Genomic DNA, 19,590 nt, shown 5'->3' with positions numbered 1-19,590 from the left:
GAGGAATAAAAGTGAGTATTTTAAGTGCAAAAAATTTAGAAACAAGTTATGAAAAGCTTACAGTGTTTCGCGATTTAAATGTGGAAATACAAGAAGGAAAAGTAACGACAATTATAGGTCCAAACGGTTGCGGTAAATCGACATTGTTAAAAACAATGGGAAGAATTTTAAAACAAAAAAGCGGAAAAGTATATTTGCAAGGGCAAGATTTACATACAATTCCAACGAAGGAAATTGCGAAGCAGTTAGCTTTACTCCCGCAAACTCCAATTGCACCAGGTGAACTTAAAGTGGAAGAATTAATTTCTTATGGACGCTATCCACATCGAAATAACGTAAATAAGTTAACGACAAAAGATAAAGAAATGATTGATTGGGCATTAAATATAACGAAAACTTCTGAATTTCGAACGAGACAAATTGCAAATTTATCAGGTGGTCAAAGACAAAAGGTATGGCTAGCGATGGCATTAGCACAAGAGACAGAAGTGTTGCTATTAGATGAGCCAACTACATACCTTGATATGTCTCATCAATTAGATGTATTACAAATTGTGGAGAAGTTAAATAAAGAACATAATTGTACGGTTGTTATGGTATTACATGATATTAACCATGCATCAAGGTTTTCAGATGAAATTATTGCAATGAAGGAAGGCGAAATTGTTACAACTGGTAGCCCAGAAGAAATCATTACAAATGAAGTGTTAAAAGAAGTATTTCATATTGATGCGCGTGTCATGATTGATCCGTATAATGGGGCTCCTGTTTGTTTCGGTTATGATAGCGTTGTATCTCAAGAAGAAAAAATCGAAATATATGTAACAAGTTAAAAGGGGGGGGATAGGGTGAATACTACAATTGAAAAACAGCAGATTATAACATCTAATACAGAGCAGTGGAAAATGTATTCAAAATTAGAAGGTAAGGAATATCAAATTCATATTTCAAAGCCGAGGCAACCAGCACCGGATTCAGGATATCCTGTCATTTACGTATTAGATGGCAATGCCTTTTTTCAAACATTTCATGAAGCAGTTAAAATACAATCAGTAAGAGCGGAAAAAACTGGTGTTTCACCAGCTGTTATAGTTGGAGTGGGTTATCCGATTGAAGGCGCATTTTCAGGGGAAGAAAGGTGCTATGATTTTACGCCTAGCGTAATTTCAAAAGATGCCCCTTTAAAACCAGACGGTAAACCGTGGCCTAAAACAGGAGGAGCACATAATTTCTTTACTTTTATTGAAGAAGAACTGAAACCACAAATTGAAAAGAATTTTGAGATTGATAAAGGTAAGCAAACTTTATTTGGGCATTCTTTAGGTGGCCTATTCGCTTTGCATATACTATTTACAAACTTGAATGCTTTTCAAAATTATTTTATTAGTAGTCCATCTATATGGTGGAATAATAAATCCGTTCTTGAAAAAGAAGAGAACCTTATAATTGAATTAAACAATGCTAAGTTTGAAACAGGAGTATTTCTTACAGTTGGGTCACTAGAGCGAGAGCATATGGTTGTAGGAGCAAATGAATTATCAGAGCGTCTTCTCCTAGTAAAACATGATCAGTTTAGATTTAAGTTCTATGAGGCTGAAGGGGAGAATCATGCATCTGTTGTGCCGACGTCTTTAAGTAAAGGATTGAGGTTTATTAGTTACGTATAGGAAAAAAGGTTATGGATGAAACATTCTATAGCCTTTTTTGATATGTAGAATTGTCCTTTTTGAAAGTTTTGTTTCAACTTTTCGTCTAAAGAGACAAAAAGTTGTCACAAATCGGTCACAATTAGCATAAACATAAAATAGACGAAATGAACTTATTTCCAAAAAGGCTTGGTTTATTTCAATCATGATTCGTAGAGTTGAAAAAGCATGGATTAAAAGTTCACTATATTCCCAAGGAGGTAGATCGTATGAAAACTATTCTTGCTATCGCTGGACTTATTTGGGTTCTATCGCATGGCATTCCAATTTATGAAGGAGAACAAATTCGCAGTGCTCTAAATAAAAATTTTAATGAATATCATATCATTGATCGGCAAGATAATGTTGTGACAGTTCGAGTAAATGACTGTTTTCATACGGTAACCGTTGAAGGAACTTCAGTAGTGAATGATACAAAAGTATGTGATCAGCAATAATTATATATGGAAAGAAAAATTCTAGGGTTAAATATCTGAAAATTAAAACATTATACACGAAGAATAAGCGGGGCGGGTAATCCCTGCTTATTCTTGTTTCATTTTATTGAATTTTGATGAGAGATATAATGATTTTTTCGACAAAAAGGAAAGGGTATACTGAAAATTGAGATTAAGAAGCTAATGAGTTGTTAAGAATAATCATAAAGCGTAAATATACTCTTATGGGGTATCATGCGTAGATATTTAATGCTATAATTGGTATACTCATAAAAGACAATTGTTTTATTGGATGAAGAGAAACTTTAAGAAGGTGATAATATGGATCATAAAGAGCATGAAGCAGTAACACATAGATCAGAAAAAGAAAAAGAACAGATTATAAATAGATTAAAGAGAATTGAAGGACAGGTCCGTGGTATTCAAAACATGATTGAAAATGATCGTTATTGCGTAGATATTTTAGTGCAAATTTCAGCGATTAATGCAGCAATGAAAAAAGTAGGGATGGGCGTTCTCAAAAATCATACGAGTCATTGTGTTTCAGGAGCTATTAAAAATGGAAATGGTGACGAAGCAATTGAAGAATTAATGACAGTATTTGAACGTTTTTCAAAAGCGTAAAAACAAGCTAGTATTTATGAAGTGACCCCTAAAAGTTAGACATGGTTATTTCATTAGGCAGCTTGATAAAAGTGAGTCCGGTATTGCACCGGGCTCATTTTTAATTTTGCCTTTATCCGTTTCGTATTATAATACTCTATATATTTTTCTAATTCTATTTTAAAATGTTCTACACTTTCAAACTCTTTTATGTAGAGGAATTCCGATTTCATGATCCCAAAGAAATTCTCCATTACTGCGTTGTCGTAACAGTTGCCTTTTCGAGACATACTCTGCACAATACCTCTTGATTCAAGTGTACGGACATATTGTTTCATTTGATAATGCCATCCTTGATCTGAATGCATCAATAGTTGGTGATGTTCAGGCAAACGTTCTAATGCTTTTTCTAACATCTCTGAAACAAGTGAATACACCGGTCTAGAGCCTATTGTATAGGTAATAATTTCACCATTATACAAGTCTAATACAGGTGATAAATAAAGTTTCTCTCCAAATAATTTAAACTCTGTGATGTCTGTTACCCATTTTTGATTCGGTGCATCTGCATGAAAATTGCGAGCTAAAATATTTGGTGCAATTTTACCGGATTTCCCCTTATAAGACTTATATTTTTTTATACGTACAACACACTTTAATCCAAGCTCTTTCATAATGCGCTGAACCTTCTTATGATTCACTTTCTGACCACGATTCGTTAACTCATCACGAATGCGACGGTAGCCATAACGACCTTCATTTTCCTCATAAATTGCTTTAATTTCAGCTTTCAAATCCGCATCTAAATCCGGACGATTCATTTTCTGTACTAAATCATAATACGTGCTTCGTGGAATATTAGCTAGCTCCACGAGTGCCTTCACCGAATATTTATGCCTTAATTCATAGACTACTTGCGCTTTATCTTGTTTCGTGATTTTTCCTTGTTTTGAACTAAGGCATTCAACTTTTTTAAGTACTCATTTTCCATTTCAAGCTGTTTAATACGTGCTTCAAGTGCTTCGACTGAAATTTCAACTGGTGCTTGTTTTGATTGTTTATTTGACTCTTTTTTCATGGATGGACGCCCCTTTTTATTTGATTGAAGGGCATCAATTCCTTGTGCTTCGAGTTGTTTTTTCCAAGCAATAATCGTTGAATGGGCAGGGATGTTAAAGATAGCTGCCGTTTCAAACAAGGACGTACCGTTTTCAATCATAAAATTTAGTACGTCTAGTTTAAATTGTTGGGTGTAATTTGTATACCGTTTTAGAAAAGCTTCCGCACCATTCTGCTTATATTGGTTTACCCAATTCAAAATTACGGTGTCTCTTATACCAATGACTTTACCTATTTCTCGATAACTTTCATTTCCGTTCAAATAACGTAGAACGATTTGTATTTTTTCATCAGCTGTAAATTTAGCCATAGAAAAACTGCACCTCCAATTGTTAGACTGTGTCTAACAATTGGGGTGCAGTTCATTAACTGGCTTGTTTTTTTGTTTACCCTCATATTGGATTTTGGTGTATTGTAGTGAAAAAGTGTGTGTAAAATAAACTTTTAGAAAATAATTGAAAAATCATGATACAAAACCATTGATTACCTTAGGGGGGTATGGTAAAATGTAATTGTGATTAACAAACAATGAATAAACAAGAGGAGGATTTTAAATGGAACAGTTAACATTACAAGTTGAAGGTATGTCTTGTGGACATTGTGTAAATGCTATCGAAAGCAGTGTGAAAGAGCTAAACGGTGTTGAACAAGTGAAGGTTCAATTAGCAGAAGGAACTGTTGAAGTTACTATCGACTCGTCTGCTGTAACATTAAAAGATATCGTTGCTGTAATCGAAGATCAAGGATACGATGTTCAATAATTATTTTTAGATATGGAAATAAATCGTACTTTAAATGAAGTACGATTTATTTTGCTAATAATTATACCTCATAAGGGTATATAGAGGTGAGAGACATGAATGAAAAAAAAGAGGCCAATCTTCAAATATCAGGAATGACATGTGCGGCATGTGCAAATAGAATTGAAAAAGGTCTAAAAAAAGTAGAAGGTGTTCATGAGGCAAATGTAAATTTTGCGCTTGAAAAAACAAAAATAATGTACGATCCAACTAAAACAAATCCGCAACAATTTAAAGAAAAAGTTGAATCATTAGGATATGGAATTGTAAGTGATAAAGCTGAATTTACTGTTTCAGGAATGACATGTGCAGCATGTGCAAATAGAGTTGAAAAGCGTTTAAATAAGTTAGATGGTGTAAACAAAGCGACAGTAAATTTTGCTTTAGAATCAGCTACAGTAGACTTTAATCCTGATGAAGTTAATGTAAATGAAATGAAGAGTGCGATTACGAAGTTAGGATATAAATTAGAAGTGAAACCAGATGATCAAGATGCATCAACTGATCATCGATTACAAGAAATTGAAAGACAAAAGAAGAAGTTTATTATTTCGTTTATTCTATCTTTCCCATTATTATGGGCAATGGTTAGTCATTTCTCATTTACGTCGTTTATTTATTTACCAGACATGTTAATGAACCCTTGGGTGCAACTAGCACTTGCAACTCCTGTTCAATTTATCATTGGTGGACAGTTTTATGTTGGGGCTTATAAAGCGTTACGCAATAAAAGTGCTAATATGGATGTTCTCGTGGCACTTGGAACGTCGGCCGCGTATTTCTATAGTGTATATTTAAGTATTCAATCTATTGGTTCTTCGGAACATATGACAGATTTATATTTTGAAACGAGTGCGGTACTTATTACATTAATTATTTTAGGTAAATTATTTGAAGCGAAAGCAAAAGGGCGCTCATCAGAAGCAATTAAAAAATTGATGGGTTTACAAGCGAAGACAGCTACAGTTGTGCGAGATGGAACAGAAATAAAAATTTTGATTGAAGAAGTAGTAGCTGGTGATATCGTCTATGTAAAGCCTGGTGAAAAAATACCAGTAGATGGTGAGATTGTAGAAGGAAAATCAGCGATTGATGAATCGATGTTAACGGGTGAAAGTATTCCTGTTGATAAGTCAATTGGGGATGTAGTAATAGGTTCTACAATAAATAAAAATGGTTTTTTAAAAGTGAAAGCAACTAAAGTAGGCAGAGATACTGCATTAGCTCAAATTATTAAAGTAGTAGAAGAGGCACAAGGTTCAAAAGCTCCTATTCAAAGGGTAGCAGATCAAATTTCAGGTATTTTCGTACCGGTTGTAGTTGTGATTGCGATTATCGCATTTGCAGTATGGATGATATTTGTTACACCTGGTGATTTTGGCGGAGCCCTTGAGAAAATGATAGCAGTACTTGTTATCGCTTGTCCATGTGCATTAGGTCTTGCAACGCCTACATCTATTATGGCAGGATCAGGAAGATCGGCTGAGTATGGTATTTTATTTAAAGGTGGAGAGCATTTAGAAGCAACGCACCGATTAGATACGGTTATTTTAGATAAAACGGGTACAGTGACAAATGGGAAGCCGGTGTTAACAGATGTAATTGTGGCAGATGGATTCAATGAAAATGAACTGCTTAGATTAGTAGGGGCAGCGGAAAGAAATTCTGAACATCCACTTGCAGAAGCGATTGTAGAAGGAATTAAAGAAAAGAAAATTGATATCCCAAGTTCAGAAATGTTTGAAGCGATTCCAGGATTCGGTATCGAATCAGTTGTAGAAGGAAAACAATTATTAATTGGCACACGTCGATTAATGAAGAAATTCAATATTAATATTGAAGAAGTTTCAAAATCAATGGAAGCGCTAGAACGAGAAGGAAAAACAGCAATGCTTATTGCAATCGATAAAGAATATGCTGGTATAGTTGCCGTTGCAGATACTGTGAAAGATACTTCAAAAGCAGCTATCGCAAGACTGAAAAAAATGGGTCTAGACGTTGTGATGATTACAGGAGATAATACACAAACTGCTCAGGCGATTGCAAAGCAAGTTGGTATTGATCACGTAATTGCAGAAGTATTGCCAGAAGGAAAAGCAGAAGAAGTGAAAAAACTGCAAGCAAATGGTAAGAAAGTAGCGATGGTTGGAGATGGGATAAATGATGCTCCTGCTCTTGCTACAGCGAACATTGGTATGGCAATTGGAACGGGAACGGATGTAGCGATGGAAGCAGCGGATATAACATTGATCCGCGGTGATTTAAATAGTATTGCTGATGCGATCTTTATGAGTAAAATGACGATAAGAAATATTAAACAAAATTTATTCTGGGCATTAGCTTATAACGCGTTAGGAATTCCAATTGCGGCATTAGGCTTCTTAGCCCCTTGGGTTGCTGGAGCAGCGATGGCATTTAGTTCTGTATCCGTTGTATTAAATGCATTACGATTACAAAGAGTTAAATTAAAATCTTAAAAAAGCTACATTAAGTAATTGAATAGAATTAAAAAACAATACTTTGAATAAGTATTGTTTTTTTGTTCGTATAGAAATTAAAACGATATAATAAAGAAGAATTATTGAATCGTATGTAGTAGAAAAGTTAAGAGGTAGTTTGGTAAGGAGACTTATATATGTTAAAAGATATTATAATTAGAACATTTCAGAAAGAAGATTTAAATCAAGTATTACAATTGTTCTATGAAACAGTTCATACGGTTAATGCAAAAGATTATAATGAGTTACAGCTACAGGCATGGGCACCAGATCGACTAGATAGAGAAAGTTGGTTAAAGTCTTTAAAGAAGAATATTAGTTATGTAGCGAATCATAACGGTGTGATAGTCGGGTTTGGAGATTATAATGAGGATCATTACGTAGAGCGTTTATTTACACATAAAGATTATCAAGGGAAAAGGATAGCCTCATCTATATTACAGAATTTAGAAAAAGAAGCAGTGAACCTAGGGCATAGGGAAATCTATACAGAAGCGAGTATTACAGCAAAACCTTTCTTTGAAAGTAAAGGTTTTATTTGCATAAAGGAACAAAAGAAACAGCATAATGGTCAGATTTTTATTAATTATGTTATGAAAAAAATATCCTTCTCATAAATGAGAAGGATATTTTTCATTATTTTACAGCTTCTTTTAGTTCTTTACCAGCTTTGAAAGCAGGTACTTTAGAAGCTGCGATTTGCATCTCTTCACCAGTTTGTGGGTTACGGCCTGTACGAGCAGCTCTTTCACGAACTTCGAATGTACCGAATCCGATAAGTTGTACTTTTTCACCAGCAGCTAAAGTGTTAGTGATTGATTCTACTACAGTTTGTACAACTACAGTAGCTTCTTTTTGAGAAATCTCAGCATTTTGTGCTACGTTTTTAATTAATTCTGTTTTGTTCATGTTTTTCACCTCATATGTAAATAATGCTATTTAAGTTGTTATTATAACGTATAAAACATTCGAGAACAAGTGTACGTACATATATTCGCAAAAAAAATGAAATTTGTAATATTTTTTAGGACACTTTATAGACATTCCATTTAAGCGGACAGAGATTTGCTCTTCATTTCAGTCTTCTCTTGATGAGAAGGTAGTTTCTTATTATAAGATATGAAGTAAGGTAGTGCTACAAATAACATACCTCCTACTAAATTTCCAAAGAAAACAAAAATAAAGTTTGGAAAATATTCAGCCCAAGTGAAATGACCGGCAAAAATTGCGGCTGGGATGACAAACATATTTGCTACAACGTGTTGAAATCCAATCGCAACAAAAGTCATAACTGGGAACCAAATACCGATAATCTTTCCGATAAATTCTTTACTTCCCATACTGAGCCAAACAGCTAAACAAACGAGCCAATTACATCCGATTGCAGAAATAAATGCTTGCAATGGTGTATCTTGTAGTTTCGCTTGAGCGATAGAAATAGTTTTCGCTAAAAAAGCTCCTTCAGTTAAGCCGACGATATGACCGAAAAAATAGGCTGCGAATACAGCTCCTATGAAATTGCTAAATGTAACAATAACTAAATTTCGTATGAAATAAAATAAAGTAATTTTCTTTTGGAGCCAGGCCATAGAAACTGTCATCATGTTACCAGTTACTAGTTCACCGCCTGCAAGAATAACGAGAATGAGACCAACAGGGAATACAGCAGCGCCTAGAAAACTAGAAAATGATCCCCAATATTTTGGTATTGTCCCAATAACATGAATATCGAGTAAATACCCTAATGCGATAAAAGCGCCACCAAAAAAACCAAGAATTAGCATAGGGAGCAATGATAAATGAGCTTTTTTCCTTCCTGAATTCGCAGCAAGTTCCGTAATTTCTTCTGGTGTAAATACAGACATGAATAATCCCTCCGTAATAAAATGATGGAATGAATAGAAAAAATTTCAAAAATCTATGTATTATAAAAATATGTTATGACTTCTGTATAAAATTGTCAAAGTGAATAGAGAGGGAATTACAAATTGATAACATTGTTCATGTTGTCACATGAATGTAACAATAAGGATTTAAAGTGTTTCTAGAGGTGAAAACATGAATACGAATTATGTAAAAAAAGAACGAAAACAAGCAATCGTAAAGATATTTATTATTAGCTTTATAAGTATATTAATGATACCAGTAAGTTTGTATTATTATGCGACAGAAATAGAACGAAAACTAGTAACAGTTACGTGGAATGAAATAGAAGTTTCTGCAATTCCTAAAGAATTTAATAATAAAAAAATATTACAGTTTTCAGATGTACATTTAGGACCAGAGTTTACACTGAAACAACTTGAACATTTAGTGGAGAAGATGAATGAATTACATCCAGATATAGTAGTTTTTACCGGAGATTTAATAGATAAATTTGGGTCTTATAATGCGGAAAGAGAAGAAGCGAAGGCTATTTTGCAGAAAATTTACGCTCCCTTAGGGAAATATGCTGTGTTTGGGAATCATGATAGGGGCGGGGGCGGTAGTTTATTTTACAAAAAATATATGGAGGAAGCTGGTTTTTCTGTATTAGTAAATGAAGTGCAGAAAATTAAAGTGGAAAACGGCAAATATATTACAATATCAGGTTTGGATGATTTTCTATTAGGGAAGCCGCAAATAGATTCAACTTTAAAAAACTTGAAACAAAATGATTTCAACATGTTATTAGTACATGAGCCGGATGTTGTAACCAAAATAAATCGTTATCCAGTTGATCTTCAACTGTCAGGACATAGTCACGGAGGACAAGTCCAAATTCCTTTTGTAGGTCCATTAATTACTACCAAACTAGCTGAGAGCTATGTTGAAGGTATGTATGAAGTAGAGGGGAAGAGTAAGCTGTTATATTTATATGTAAATCGTGGCATTGGGACTACTAGGATGCCTGTTAGATTTTGGAGTGTACCTGAACTTTCAGTTTTTGTGTTGAAGCAAAATAGTAACTAGAATATTTAACAATATGATTCCAAGGAACGTGCGATGTTGGTCGATGGTAAGGAGTTTCTTAAAACTTTAGATGTGACAAAGTAATTTTCATAAATAAAAAACAACAATAGGACCTATAAAGGGACCTATTGTTGTTTTTATCCTGCATTGATTGCCCATAAATGTCCGATTGATGAGGGCTAATTATAGTTTTACTTTGCTATTTTTGCAAGGAAAGACCATCAAAATATGTTCTATAGTTACTAGAGAATTCAAAGTTGTTTTTTGCATCCCAATTAATAGACCAAGACATTAGGCCGCGGAATGCAGGATAGCCACTCTGGTTAGAAAGTTTATACTTTCCTCCGAACGGAACTCCTTTAATGATATAATTTAAAGCTTTTTTCATTTCAGTTGGCGAAATGTATCCACCACTTGGAGCGGCCGCTGGTGCTGCTGGAAGCCCAATCATAACTTGATCTGAGCGAAGAGCTGGGAAAATGTTATTTGGATTACCACCTACAGGAAAACCATGTAAGAGCATATCTGCCATAGCGACTTCGTAGTCTGCAGTACCTTGATTGTAGTTATTACCGTCCATTCCAATCCCGCTACCAGCATTGTAGTGTTGAACGTGAATGTATGTTAGTTTATCTTTTACTCCGTAAATAATTGGTAAATATGCACCCCAGATACTTCCGTATGCGCTATAACCGCCTTGAACATAAGCTGTTTCAGGAGCCATGCTTAATAGAAAATCTGGACCATAATGATCTGAGATTGTTCGAATAGCTGATATAAGATTTACGATTTGGGGAGTAGTTGGGTTTTTGAAATTAGTGTCATTTCCGTTTAAGTAAATACCGGATTCAAGGTCAATATCTATTCCATCAAAACCGTATTTATCGATTAGAGATTGTATGGAATTAATAAAACGTTGCTTAGCGGCATTGTCAGGAAGTAAAACGACTCCATTTTGTCCACCTATTGAAAGAACTACTTTCTTTCCTTTACTTTTTAAATAAGAAATATCTGATTTGAAGTCTGCATCTGTACCATACACAGGAGAAAATTCAACAGTGGAACGATCACCACCAGTTTCACCAAAAGATACATTGATTACATCCCATTTTGGTGAAACGTCTTTTAATTTAATAATGCCAGTACCGTTATCAAAGTTATGCCAGTATCCAACGAGTAATTTTGAACCTAAATTGTTTGCTGCTTGTGCTTGGAAAGGGGATAGCGGTAGAAGTAAGAACATTACTAAAATACAACAAAAAAATTTGAACTTGTTTAACATATCAACACTCCTATACAAAAAGTTGTCTAGATGTATAATCTTGTTTATTTAATAATATCTGAAAATTCTTTCTTTTGTAAGAGGACTATAATTTTCTCAACAATTGTGTATGGGAAAGTATTAAACCTAATGTAATAATTTTTGAAGAAGGTTGAATTGTAATTGTTAAATTCAGAATATTTTGATATATTTTAAAGTATAGGACAAAATCTTTCGCACAGTACTCTTACATAAATTTCAAAATTTAGTTTGGAAGGGGATGTACAAGATTTGGATAAAAATCTAAAGAAAGACCTCAAAATACGCCACATTACAATGATTTCAATTGGCGGCGTAATAGGGGCTGGTTTGTTTGTTGGAAGTGGTGCAGTTGTACATTCGGCAGGACCAGGTTCTATCGTTTCATATGCATTAGCAGGACTTCTAGTCATTTTCGTTATGAGAATGCTAGGAGAAATGGCAGCTGTTAATCCGACAAGTGGTTCATTTGCAACGTATGCAAGAGAAGCGATTGGTCCTTGGGCAGGTTATACAATAGGCTGGTTATACTGGTTTTTTTGGGTAATTGTTATTGCAATAGAAGCCACAGCAGGTGCTGGTATTATCCAATATTGGATTCCACAAATACCGCTTTGGTTATTAAGTTTAATATTAACAATTTTATTAACGCTGACGAACGTTTTTTCGGTGAAATCATTTGGAGAGTTTGAATATTGGTTTTCTTTTATTAAAGTAATAAGTATTGTTTTGTTCCTTTGTCTAGGTCTTGCTGTTATTTTAGGGTTTGTTCCAGGAACAGAAGCACCCGGCACTTCGAATTTAATTGGACAAGGTGGATTTATGCCAAACGGTATAAGTTCGGTACTGCTTGGAATTACTGTTGTTATATTTTCATTTATGGGATCAGAGATTGTAGCAGTAGCCGCAGGTGAATCTGCAGAACCTGTAAAAGCAGTAAAAACAGCAACAAATAGTGTGATTTGGCGTATTCTTGTATTTTTTATTGGGTCTATAGCGGTAGTTGTTACACTACTGCCATGGAATTCAGCAAACATATTAAAAAGTCCATTTGTAGCTGTACTTGAACATATAGGAATACCAGCGGCAGCACAAATTATGAATTTTATCGTTTTAACAGCTGTACTTTCTTGCTTAAATTCAGGATTATACACAAATTCAAGAATGCTTTTTTCAATGGCAGAAAGAGGAGATGCTCCAAAGTCATTTTTAAAATTGAACAGTAGTGGTGTTCCTGTTCGAGCGGTTTTATTTGGAACTTTCTTCGCTTATATTGGAGTTGTGTTTAGTTACATTTCTCCAGATAAAGTCTTTTTGTTTTTAGTGAATGCATCTGGCGGGATTGCGTTACTAGTTTATCTCGTTATTGCAGTTTCGCATTTAAAGATGCGTAAAAAAATGGGGAAAGTAGAACAACAAAATTTGAAAGTGAAAATGTGGCTTTTTCCGTATGTAACGTATGTTACAATTGGTGCTATTATAGCAGTTTTAGTTGCGATGTTCGCAATTGATACTTTACGTTCACAAGCATTTTTAACAATGTTTGTTACTGTTCTTATCATACTTTCTTATTTTATTTTTAATAGAAATAAAAATAGCACAGTTTTGAAGCCTAAAAGTAAGAATGAGGAATCTGTTCGATTCTAATTTTCTTATTTTCGAAGAGAGTTACACCCAATCATTGCTATAAAAGAATCATATATAATCATAGAAACAAGTAATTACTATTGTCATAGTGAATATAAACTTTTTTCTTGACTTTTTATACGAAGGCGAGCAAAATGGTAAAAAAGGAAGGGGGGATGATGATGGAAGAGTATGTATTAGAGCTGTATAACCTGTTATATACGACAGAATGGCAAGATATTGTTTCGTTTCTAGGAATCGTATTTTGCATGAAAATTGTAATTGTATATATGGAAGAGCAAGGTATGTTCTATTCCTTCTCATCTCCGTTCGATGTGCAGCGCGAGCCGTTGCTAAACTATGCCAATGTGAATTACGAACAATTTCCTTTTGTAGTTTTCTTTATGATTCGATTTATAACAGCAATTGTAAAGAAGAAGGAAAGTGATGATGAAGAGTGCCACGCAACTTGTAAGGTAGCTAACGTTTTTTAAGCTAAATACAAGGAGGAGATTTATATGTGGTTTCGATTTCTTATGATTGGTTTCTTTTCATTAACAGCAATTTCATTAATGGGATATCAAGTGTCTGAAATTTTTCAAGCATATAGCGATACATTTTTTAACAAAAATTAATCGCGTTGCTATTTGAATAATAAAGCGATAAAATCCTTCTTAAGAAGTTTTATTAAGAAGGATTTTTTTCTTTGTTTTGTCTTGCTGTGTCAAACTATTGTCACATTTACACTGTGAATAATATGTTAAAATAGTGAGGTTATGTATACATACTTGAAGGAAGAGGGAGTGACCATTTTGGTGGATCAATCAACAAATCAGAAAAGCTATGCTCCTATTGTGATAACGCTTTCTGTAATTGTAAATGCGATTATTTTATTTTTGTTCTTTGGACCTGTTGGCTATGAAGGAGAAGTACATTTTGATGTAACGATTTTACCAATGTTAAACGCGATTTTTAATAGCTTTACGTTCGTATTTTTATTAGCAGCGTTATTCTCTATTATTAAAAAGAATGTGAAAATGCATCGTGGTTTTATCCTTGCAGCATTTACGACAACTTTACTATTTTGTGTGTCGTATTTATCGTATCATTACTTAGCACCGGCAACACATTTTGGCGGAGAAGGATTCATTAAATATGTGTATTTCATCATTTTAATTACACATATTATCCTAGCAGCAATTATCGTACCACTTGCATTGTTTGCGCTTGTATTTGGTTTTACAAATCAATTAACACGTCACCGTAAAATTGTACGTTGGACGATGCCGATTTGGTTATATGTAAGTTTATCTGGTGTTATTGTTTACTTAATGATCTCACCTTATTACCAATAAAAAATCTCAGCCTGTAGGCTGGGATTTTTTTATTAAGCAAATCTTTTTGTGAAATGAAAAAAATATGGTATACAAAAGTATAGTTGCTTTTCATATAGAAGGGATGGTAAAGAAATATGCAAAATTTTGTATTTCGTAATCCAACGAAACTTATTTTCGGTAAAGATCAATTAGAACAGTTAAAAACTGAAATTCCACAGTTTGGTAAGAAGGTTCTTCTCGTATATGGAGGAGGCAGTATTAAAAGAAACGGTATTTATGATAATGTGATTTCTATTTTAAAGGATATTAATGCAGAAGTATTTGAATTGACGGGTGTTGAACCGAATCCTCGTGTATCAACTGTAAAGAAAGGGATTCAAATTTGTAAAGATAATGGAGTCGAATTTATTTTAGCAGTTGGTGGAGGAAGTGTAATCGACTGTACGAAAGCGATTGCTGCTGGTAGTAAATATGATGGAGATGTATGGGATATTGTAACGAAAAAAGCATTTGCTAGTGAGGCATTACCATTTGGTACTGTACTTACTCTTGCTGCGACAGGTTCTGAAATGAATGCAGGCTCGGTAATTACAAACTGGGAAACGAATGAAAAGTATGGATGGGGAAGCCCCGTTACATTCCCGCAGTTTTCAATTTTAGATCCAGTGCATACTGCATCTGTGCCGAGAGATCAAACGATTTATGGTATGGTAGATATTATGTCACATGTATTAGAACAATATTTCCATCATGGAACGAATACAGAACTACAAGATCGTTATTGTGAATCTGTTTTAAGAACAGTCGTTGAAACAGCACCTAAGCTTTTAAGTGATTTAGAAAATTATGAGCATAGGGAAACAATTTTATATTGCGGAACGATGGCGTTAAATGGTATTTTAGCGATGGGAGTAAGAGGTGACTGGGCAACTCATAATATTGAACATGCAGTTTCTGCTGTTCATGATATACCGCACGGGGGTGGCCTTGCGATTTTATTCCCGAACTGGATGAAACATGTTATAGAGGAAAATGTAAGTCGTTTTAAACAGTTCGCTATTCGTGTATTTGAAATAGAAACAGATGGAAAAACAGATAAAGAAGTGGCGTTAGAAGGAATTGAGGCACTGCGTCAATTTTGGACTTCAATTGAAGCGCCAGCAACATTAGCTGATTACGGTATTGGAGAAAATGAAATTGATATAATGGCTAATAAAGCGATGGCGTATGGTGAATTTGGTAACTTTAAAAAATTAAATAAAGATGATGTTCTAAGTATATATAAAGCTTCTTTATAAGTGAATTTAGAAAAGAAACCTATTTGATTGTTTGATCGAATAGGTTTCTTTTTTTATTGTTTATAAACGTTTATGAATGTTTTTGGTTATTTTTGATTGTTTATGGTTGATTTTTGTGACCGTTTTCATTATACTGTAATCAAAGAAGAGGTGAATAAAATGTTAACTCCTGAACGTCATCAAATGATATTGCAACTTGTAAAAGAACAGAAAGTTGTAAAATTACAGCAATTAGTTGAAAGAACAGAAAGCTCTGAGTCGACAATTCGCCGTGATTTAGCACAATTGGAAAAGCAAAGGTTATTAAAAAGAGTTCATGGTGGTGCCGCTGTTTTAACAGGAAAAGGGCAAGAACCAACGATGGTTGAAAAATCATCCAAAAACATTCAAATAAAACAACAAATTGCTAATTATGCGGCTAGCGTTGTTGAACAAGGTGATTGTATTTATTTAGATGCAGGGAGTACAACATTTGAAATGATTCCATTTTTAATAAATAAAGATGTTACTGTCGTTACGAATGGACTTATGCATATTGAAGCTTTAGTTGAAAATAATATTCGTGCGTATTTACTAGGCGGAATGATGAAGAGTAGGACGAAAGCTTTAATCGGTGCTATGGCACAGGAAAGTATGCAGAAGTATCGTTTTGATAAATGTTTTTTAGGTGCAAATGGTGTGCATGAACAGCTTGGCTTTACAACGCCAGATCCAGAAGAAGCGCTCTTAAAACAAATGGCATTAACATTAGCAAACGAAGGATATTTCTTAATTGATGAAAGTAAGTTTTCAGAAGTTGCGTTTGCGAAAATTGCAAATGTTGAAGAAGCAAATATTATTACAAACCATTTAGAAATTGATTTAGAAAAATATAAACAACAAACCAATGTAATTGAGGCTGATAAACAATGATCTATACAGTTACTTTAAACCCATCTATTGATTATGTAGTGCAAGTTTCTTCTTTTGATTTAGGAACAATAAATCGAGCGGAGAAAGATATGAAGTTTCCTGGAGGAAAAGGAATTAATGTTTCTCGTGTTCTTCAGCGTTTAGGTGTTAAAAATATAGCACTTGGATTTACTGGTGGATTTACTGGTCAATTTATTAAAGAGGTATTACAGACAGAAGGTGTAACAACAAACTTCGTCCAAGTAGATGAAGATACTCGCATTAATGTGAAAATAAAAGGGGAAGAAGAAACAGAATTAAATGGCCAAGGTCCTATCGTAACAAAAGAGCAGTTCGAACAGTTAATGAAAAAAATTAAGAGTATGCAACCTGGAGATTGTGTTGTACTTGCTGGGAGTGTACCGGTCTCTATTCCAAGTACCTTTTACGAATCAATTGCTGCGTTTGGAGCTGAAAAAGGTATTCGTGTAGTAGTAGATGCAAGTGGAAGCGCACTGCAACATGTAATTAAAAATAAGCCATTTTTAATTAAGCCAAACCATCATGAACTTGGTGAGTTGTTTGGAGTGGAGCTTTCAACAGTAGAGGACATTTTACCTTATGGAAGAAAATTAATTGAACAAGGTGTAAAACACGTTATCGTATCGATGGCTGGAGAGGGAGCTTTATTATTTACGGCAGAAGGTATATATGAAGCGACTGTTCCAAAAGGTGTTGTAATTAATTCAGTTGGGGCCGGAGATTCTCTTGTTGCAGGGTTTGTAGGCAAATATGAACAGACAAAAGATATTGAAAAGGCATTTCAATACGGCGTTGCAACAGGGAGTGCAACAGCATTTTCAGCTGATTTATGTAAGAAGGAAAAAGTAGAAGAATTATTGTCGCAAGTAATTGTAGCTAAGCGATAGGGGGAAGCAACATATGAAAATTACAGAACTATTAAAAAGGGATACAGTCATTATGGATTTGACAGCTTCAAATAAAGAAGCTGTCATAGATGAATTAGTTGAGAAATTAAACGGGGCAAATCGTTTAAATAGTAAAACGGAATTTAAAGAAGCTATTTTAAAGCGGGAGTCCCAAAGTACGACTGGAATAGGTGAAGGTATTGCAATACCTCATGCGAAGACAAAGGCTGTTAAACAACCATCGATTTGTTTTGGTAGAAGTGTAAGCGGTATCAATTATGAGTCGCTTGATGGACAACCGGCACACTTATTCTTTATGATTGCTGCAAGTGAAGGAGCGAATAATACTCATTTAGAAACGTTGTCTCGTTTATCAACATTATTAATGGATGAAGGGTTTCGCAAGCAACTATTAGAAGCGAAGGATGAAAGTGAGCTTCTTCAACTATTTGATGAAAAAGAGAATGAAAAAGAAGAAGAGATTGAAGTCGCAAAACCAGAAGGAAATGAACCGTACGTACTTGCTGTTACAGCTTGTCCAACTGGAATCGCTCACACATATATGGCAGCGGATAGCTTAAAAGCAAAAGCGACAGAGTTAGGAATAGCGATTAAAGTTGAAACAAACGGATCAACAGGTATTAAAAATGGTTTAACGAAAGAGGATATTGAACGTGCAACAGCTATTATTGTTGCGGCGGATAAACAAGTAGAAATGAATCGTTTTGCTGGTAAACATGTCATTCAAGTGCCAGTTGCTGATGGGATTCGAAAAACGGAAAATCTGCTTAAACGAGCTGTCAAACAAGATGCACCAATCTTTAAAGGTGTAAAAGAGGACGGGAAGTCAGAAAGTATTGAGGGAGAAAAAGGATTAGGAATTTATAAGCATTTAATGAGCGGTGTAAGTAATATGCTTCCATTCGTTGTTGGTGGCGGGATTTTAATAGCGCTAGCGTTTTCGTTTGGTGGTATAAAGGCGGAAGGTCCTTTAGCTGAATTGTTCATGTCAATTGGTGGAGGAAAAACAGGTGCGTTTTTATTCCTTGTACCAATTTTAGCTGGATTTATTGCAAGTTCTATTGCTGATCGTCCTGGTTTTATGCCTGGTGTTGTAGGTGGATTTTTAGCGGCGAATGCGAATGCTGGATTTTTAGGTGGATTAATTGCTGGTTTCTTAGCTGGATATGTTGTTTTAGGGTTGAAAAGATTATTTTCAGGACTACCAGTACAATTAGAAGGAATTAAACCTGTATTGTTATATCCAGTATTTGGATTATTGATTACAGGAGTTGTAATGCAAAAAGTAGTAATTCCGCCTGTAGTAGCATTAAATGAAATGTTGACAGGGTGGTTAAATGGTTTAAACGGTACGAATGCTATATTACTAGGTCTTATTTTAGGTGGTATGATGGCAATTGATATGGGGGGTCCAATTAATAAAGCGGCATTTACGTTTGGTATTGCTGCAATAGAAGCACAGAATTTTGGAGTGCACTCAGCAGTTATGGCTGGTGGGATGGTACCGCCACTTGCGATTGCATTCGCAACTACATTCTTTAAATCAAAGTTTACAGAAGCGGAACGTAAATCTGGTTTAACAAATTATATTATGGGAGCATCGTTCATTACAGAAGGTGCGATTCCGTTTGCAGCTGCAGATCCGGTTCGAGTAATCGTAAGTTGTGTTGTTGGTTCAAGTATTGCAGGTGCGTTATCTATGTTATTCCAAATTACATTACCGGCACCGCATGGTGGATTATTTGTAATAGCGTTAGTAAATAAACCGTTACTATACATTTTCTCTATATTAATTGGAACAATTGTCTCGGCTGTTATGCTAGGTGTTTGGAAAAAGAAAGTTCAATAACAAATAAAAAGAGAGCAGTTTTTAGTGAAGTGACCCCTAAAAGTTAGACACGGTTATTTCATTAGGCAGCTTGATAAAAGTGAGTCCGGTATTGTACCGGGCTCATTTTTAATTTTGCCTTAATCCGTTTCGTATTATAATAATCTATATATTTTTCTAATTCTATTTTAAAGTGCTCTACATTTTCAAATTCTTTTATGTAGAGGAACTCCGACTTCATAATC

20 protein-coding genes are annotated in these 19,590 nt (G+C 34.6%); 15 read left to right on the top strand and 5 right to left on the bottom strand.

Features of this window, described 5'->3' with window-relative positions; all coding sequences use genetic code 11:
• Positions 1-11: 11 nt before the first annotated feature.
• The 4 genes from ACTJJY_RS08685 (at position 12) to ACTJJY_RS08670 (ending at position 2,767) form a co-directional block, all read left to right on the top strand.
• Positions 12-833: an ABC transporter ATP-binding protein gene (locus ACTJJY_RS08685; RefSeq protein ID WP_440605364.1), complete on the top strand. Its 822-nt coding sequence runs from the start codon at positions 12-14 to the stop codon at positions 831-833.
• A 15-nt stretch (positions 834-848) separates the two neighbouring features.
• Entirely contained in the window at positions 849-1,667 is an 819-nt protein-coding gene (locus tag ACTJJY_RS08680) for an alpha/beta hydrolase (protein ID WP_440605363.1), read from the top strand.
• Positions 1,668-1,915: 248 nt separating this feature from the next.
• Positions 1,916-2,143, top strand: coding sequence for a hypothetical protein (locus ACTJJY_RS08675; RefSeq protein WP_000849103.1), 228 nt, complete (start codon positions 1,916-1,918; stop codon positions 2,141-2,143).
• Between the two features lie 321 nt (positions 2,144-2,464).
• Complete coding sequence (locus ACTJJY_RS08670) at positions 2,465-2,767, top strand: metal-sensing transcriptional repressor (RefSeq protein ID WP_000349637.1); 303 nt, start codon at positions 2,465-2,467, stop codon at positions 2,765-2,767.
• Between the two features lie 53 nt (positions 2,768-2,820).
• Here the strand turns inward: ACTJJY_RS08670 and ACTJJY_RS08665 are convergent.
• A protein-coding gene (locus tag ACTJJY_RS08665) for an IS3 family transposase (protein ID WP_440605362.1) occupies positions 2,821-4,175 on the bottom strand; the annotation gives its coding sequence in 2 pieces (ribosomal slippage) (positions 2,821-3,722 and positions 3,722-4,175; 1,356 coding nt in all).
• A 244-nt stretch (positions 4,176-4,419) separates the two neighbouring features.
• On the opposite strand from ACTJJY_RS08665, the gene copZ reads away from it, so the two are divergent.
• The 3 genes from copZ (at position 4,420) to ACTJJY_RS08650 (ending at position 7,780) form a co-directional block, all read left to right on the top strand.
• Positions 4,420-4,626, top strand: a complete 207-nt coding sequence (gene copZ, locus ACTJJY_RS08660) for a copper chaperone CopZ (protein ID WP_000436973.1) — start codon at positions 4,420-4,422, stop codon at positions 4,624-4,626.
• A 95-nt stretch (positions 4,627-4,721) separates the two neighbouring features.
• Complete coding sequence (locus tag ACTJJY_RS08655; RefSeq protein WP_440605361.1) at positions 4,722-7,142, top strand: heavy metal translocating P-type ATPase; 2,421 nt, start codon at positions 4,722-4,724, stop codon at positions 7,140-7,142.
• A 158-nt stretch (positions 7,143-7,300) separates the two neighbouring features.
• Positions 7,301-7,780, top strand: coding sequence for a GNAT family N-acetyltransferase (locus tag ACTJJY_RS08650; protein ID WP_440605360.1), 480 nt, complete (start codon positions 7,301-7,303; stop codon positions 7,778-7,780).
• Between the two features lie 19 nt (positions 7,781-7,799).
• On the opposite strand, the gene ACTJJY_RS08645 is transcribed toward ACTJJY_RS08650, so the two are convergent.
• A complete protein-coding gene (locus ACTJJY_RS08645; protein ID WP_001043904.1) occupies positions 7,800-8,072 on the bottom strand; it encodes an HU family DNA-binding protein in 273 nt (90 codons plus the stop codon).
• Positions 8,073-8,212: 140 nt separating this feature from the next.
• Positions 8,213-9,028, bottom strand: a complete 816-nt coding sequence (locus ACTJJY_RS08640; protein ID WP_440605359.1) for a formate/nitrite transporter family protein — start codon at positions 9,026-9,028, stop codon at positions 8,213-8,215.
• A gap of 193 nt (positions 9,029-9,221) precedes the next feature.
• Between ACTJJY_RS08640 and ACTJJY_RS08635 the strand changes: the two genes are divergently transcribed.
• Positions 9,222-10,115 carry a metallophosphoesterase gene (locus tag ACTJJY_RS08635; RefSeq protein ID WP_440605358.1) on the top strand — a complete coding sequence of 298 codons (894 nt, stop codon included), beginning with the start codon at positions 9,222-9,224 and terminating at the stop codon, positions 10,113-10,115.
• A gap of 199 nt (positions 10,116-10,314) precedes the next feature.
• Here ACTJJY_RS08635 and ACTJJY_RS08630 read toward each other — a convergent pair whose 3' ends face one another.
• Complete coding sequence (locus ACTJJY_RS08630) at positions 10,315-11,397, bottom strand: chitinase (RefSeq protein ID WP_000932438.1); 1,083 nt, start codon at positions 11,395-11,397, stop codon at positions 10,315-10,317.
• A gap of 270 nt (positions 11,398-11,667) precedes the next feature.
• On the opposite strand from ACTJJY_RS08630, the gene gabP reads away from it, so the two are divergent.
• The 7 genes from gabP to ACTJJY_RS08595 all read left to right on the top strand — a co-directional run bounded on the left by gabP (position 11,668) and on the right by ACTJJY_RS08595 (position 19,366).
• The gene (gene gabP / locus ACTJJY_RS08625) at positions 11,668-13,062 is read left to right on the top strand and encodes a GABA permease (protein ID WP_440605357.1); all 1,395 of its coding nucleotides are present in this window, start codon (positions 11,668-11,670) and stop codon (positions 13,060-13,062) included.
• Positions 13,063-13,196: 134 nt separating this feature from the next.
• On the top strand, positions 13,197-13,535 hold the full coding sequence (locus ACTJJY_RS08620; protein WP_003271231.1) for a hypothetical protein: 339 nt from the start codon (positions 13,197-13,199) through the stop codon (positions 13,533-13,535).
• Positions 13,536-13,853: 318 nt separating this feature from the next.
• A complete protein-coding gene (locus tag ACTJJY_RS08615; RefSeq protein ID WP_000228315.1) occupies positions 13,854-14,396 on the top strand; it encodes a DUF420 domain-containing protein in 543 nt (180 codons plus the stop codon).
• Between the two features lie 116 nt (positions 14,397-14,512).
• Positions 14,513-15,676, top strand: a complete 1,164-nt coding sequence (locus tag ACTJJY_RS08610) for an iron-containing alcohol dehydrogenase (protein WP_440605356.1) — start codon at positions 14,513-14,515, stop codon at positions 15,674-15,676.
• A 159-nt stretch (positions 15,677-15,835) separates the two neighbouring features.
• Positions 15,836-16,588: a DeoR/GlpR family DNA-binding transcription regulator gene (locus tag ACTJJY_RS08605; protein WP_440605355.1), complete on the top strand. Its 753-nt coding sequence runs from the start codon at positions 15,836-15,838 to the stop codon at positions 16,586-16,588.
• Positions 16,585-17,496, top strand: a complete 912-nt coding sequence (pfkB, locus tag ACTJJY_RS08600) for a 1-phosphofructokinase (RefSeq protein WP_440605354.1) — start codon at positions 16,585-16,587, stop codon at positions 17,494-17,496. The genes ACTJJY_RS08605 and pfkB overlap by 4 nt, the downstream gene beginning before the upstream one ends.
• A 13-nt stretch (positions 17,497-17,509) precedes the next feature.
• Positions 17,510-19,366 carry a PTS fructose transporter subunit IIABC gene (locus ACTJJY_RS08595; RefSeq protein ID WP_016123255.1) on the top strand — a complete coding sequence of 619 codons (1,857 nt, stop codon included), beginning with the start codon at positions 17,510-17,512 and terminating at the stop codon, positions 19,364-19,366.
• Between the two features lie 61 nt (positions 19,367-19,427).
• On the opposite strand, the gene ACTJJY_RS08590 is transcribed toward ACTJJY_RS08595, so the two are convergent.
• On the bottom strand, positions 19,428-19,590 hold a 163-nt coding region (locus ACTJJY_RS08590), incomplete at its 5' end, for an IS3 family transposase (RefSeq protein ID WP_229178092.1).

The sequence above is a fragment of the Bacillus sp. 22475 genome (genome assembly GCF_052044835.1).
GTDB lineage: Bacteria > Bacillota > Bacilli > Bacillales > Bacillaceae_G > Bacillus_A > Bacillus_A cereus.
Note: the sequence above shows the minus strand (reverse complement) of the source record. Positions and strands in the feature narration are given on the sequence as shown.

Excerpts from the sequence above, each read along its gene's own strand:
- ACTJJY_RS08610 (WP_440605356.1), top strand. The coding sequence starts at position 14,513 with ATGCAAAATTTTGTATTTCGTAATCCAACGAAACTTATTTTCGGTAAA.
- ACTJJY_RS08655 (WP_440605361.1), top strand. The coding sequence starts at position 4,722 with ATGAATGAAAAAAAAGAGGCCAATCTTCAAATATCAGGAATGACATGT.
- ACTJJY_RS08595 (WP_016123255.1), top strand. The coding sequence starts at position 17,510 with ATGAAAATTACAGAACTATTAAAAAGGGATACAGTCATTATGGATTTG.
- ACTJJY_RS08670 (WP_000349637.1), top strand. The coding sequence starts at position 2,465 with ATGGATCATAAAGAGCATGAAGCAGTAACACATAGATCAGAAAAAGAA.
- ACTJJY_RS08650 (WP_440605360.1), top strand. The coding sequence starts at position 7,301 with ATGTTAAAAGATATTATAATTAGAACATTTCAGAAAGAAGATTTAAAT.
- copZ (WP_000436973.1), top strand. The coding sequence starts at position 4,420 with ATGGAACAGTTAACATTACAAGTTGAAGGTATGTCTTGTGGACATTGT.
- ACTJJY_RS08640 (WP_440605359.1), bottom strand. The coding sequence starts at position 9,028 with ATGTCTGTATTTACACCAGAAGAAATTACGGAACTTGCTGCGAATTCA.
- ACTJJY_RS08620 (WP_003271231.1), top strand. The coding sequence starts at position 13,197 with ATGGTAAAAAAGGAAGGGGGGATGATGATGGAAGAGTATGTATTAGAG.
- pfkB (WP_440605354.1), top strand. The coding sequence starts at position 16,585 with ATGATCTATACAGTTACTTTAAACCCATCTATTGATTATGTAGTGCAA.
- ACTJJY_RS08630 (WP_000932438.1), bottom strand. The coding sequence starts at position 11,397 with ATGTTAAACAAGTTCAAATTTTTTTGTTGTATTTTAGTAATGTTCTTA.
- ACTJJY_RS08675 (WP_000849103.1), top strand. The coding sequence starts at position 1,916 with ATGAAAACTATTCTTGCTATCGCTGGACTTATTTGGGTTCTATCGCAT.
- ACTJJY_RS08605 (WP_440605355.1), top strand. The coding sequence starts at position 15,836 with ATGTTAACTCCTGAACGTCATCAAATGATATTGCAACTTGTAAAAGAA.
- ACTJJY_RS08645 (WP_001043904.1), bottom strand. The coding sequence starts at position 8,072 with ATGAACAAAACAGAATTAATTAAAAACGTAGCACAAAATGCTGAGATT.
- ACTJJY_RS08635 (WP_440605358.1), top strand. The coding sequence starts at position 9,222 with ATGAATACGAATTATGTAAAAAAAGAACGAAAACAAGCAATCGTAAAG.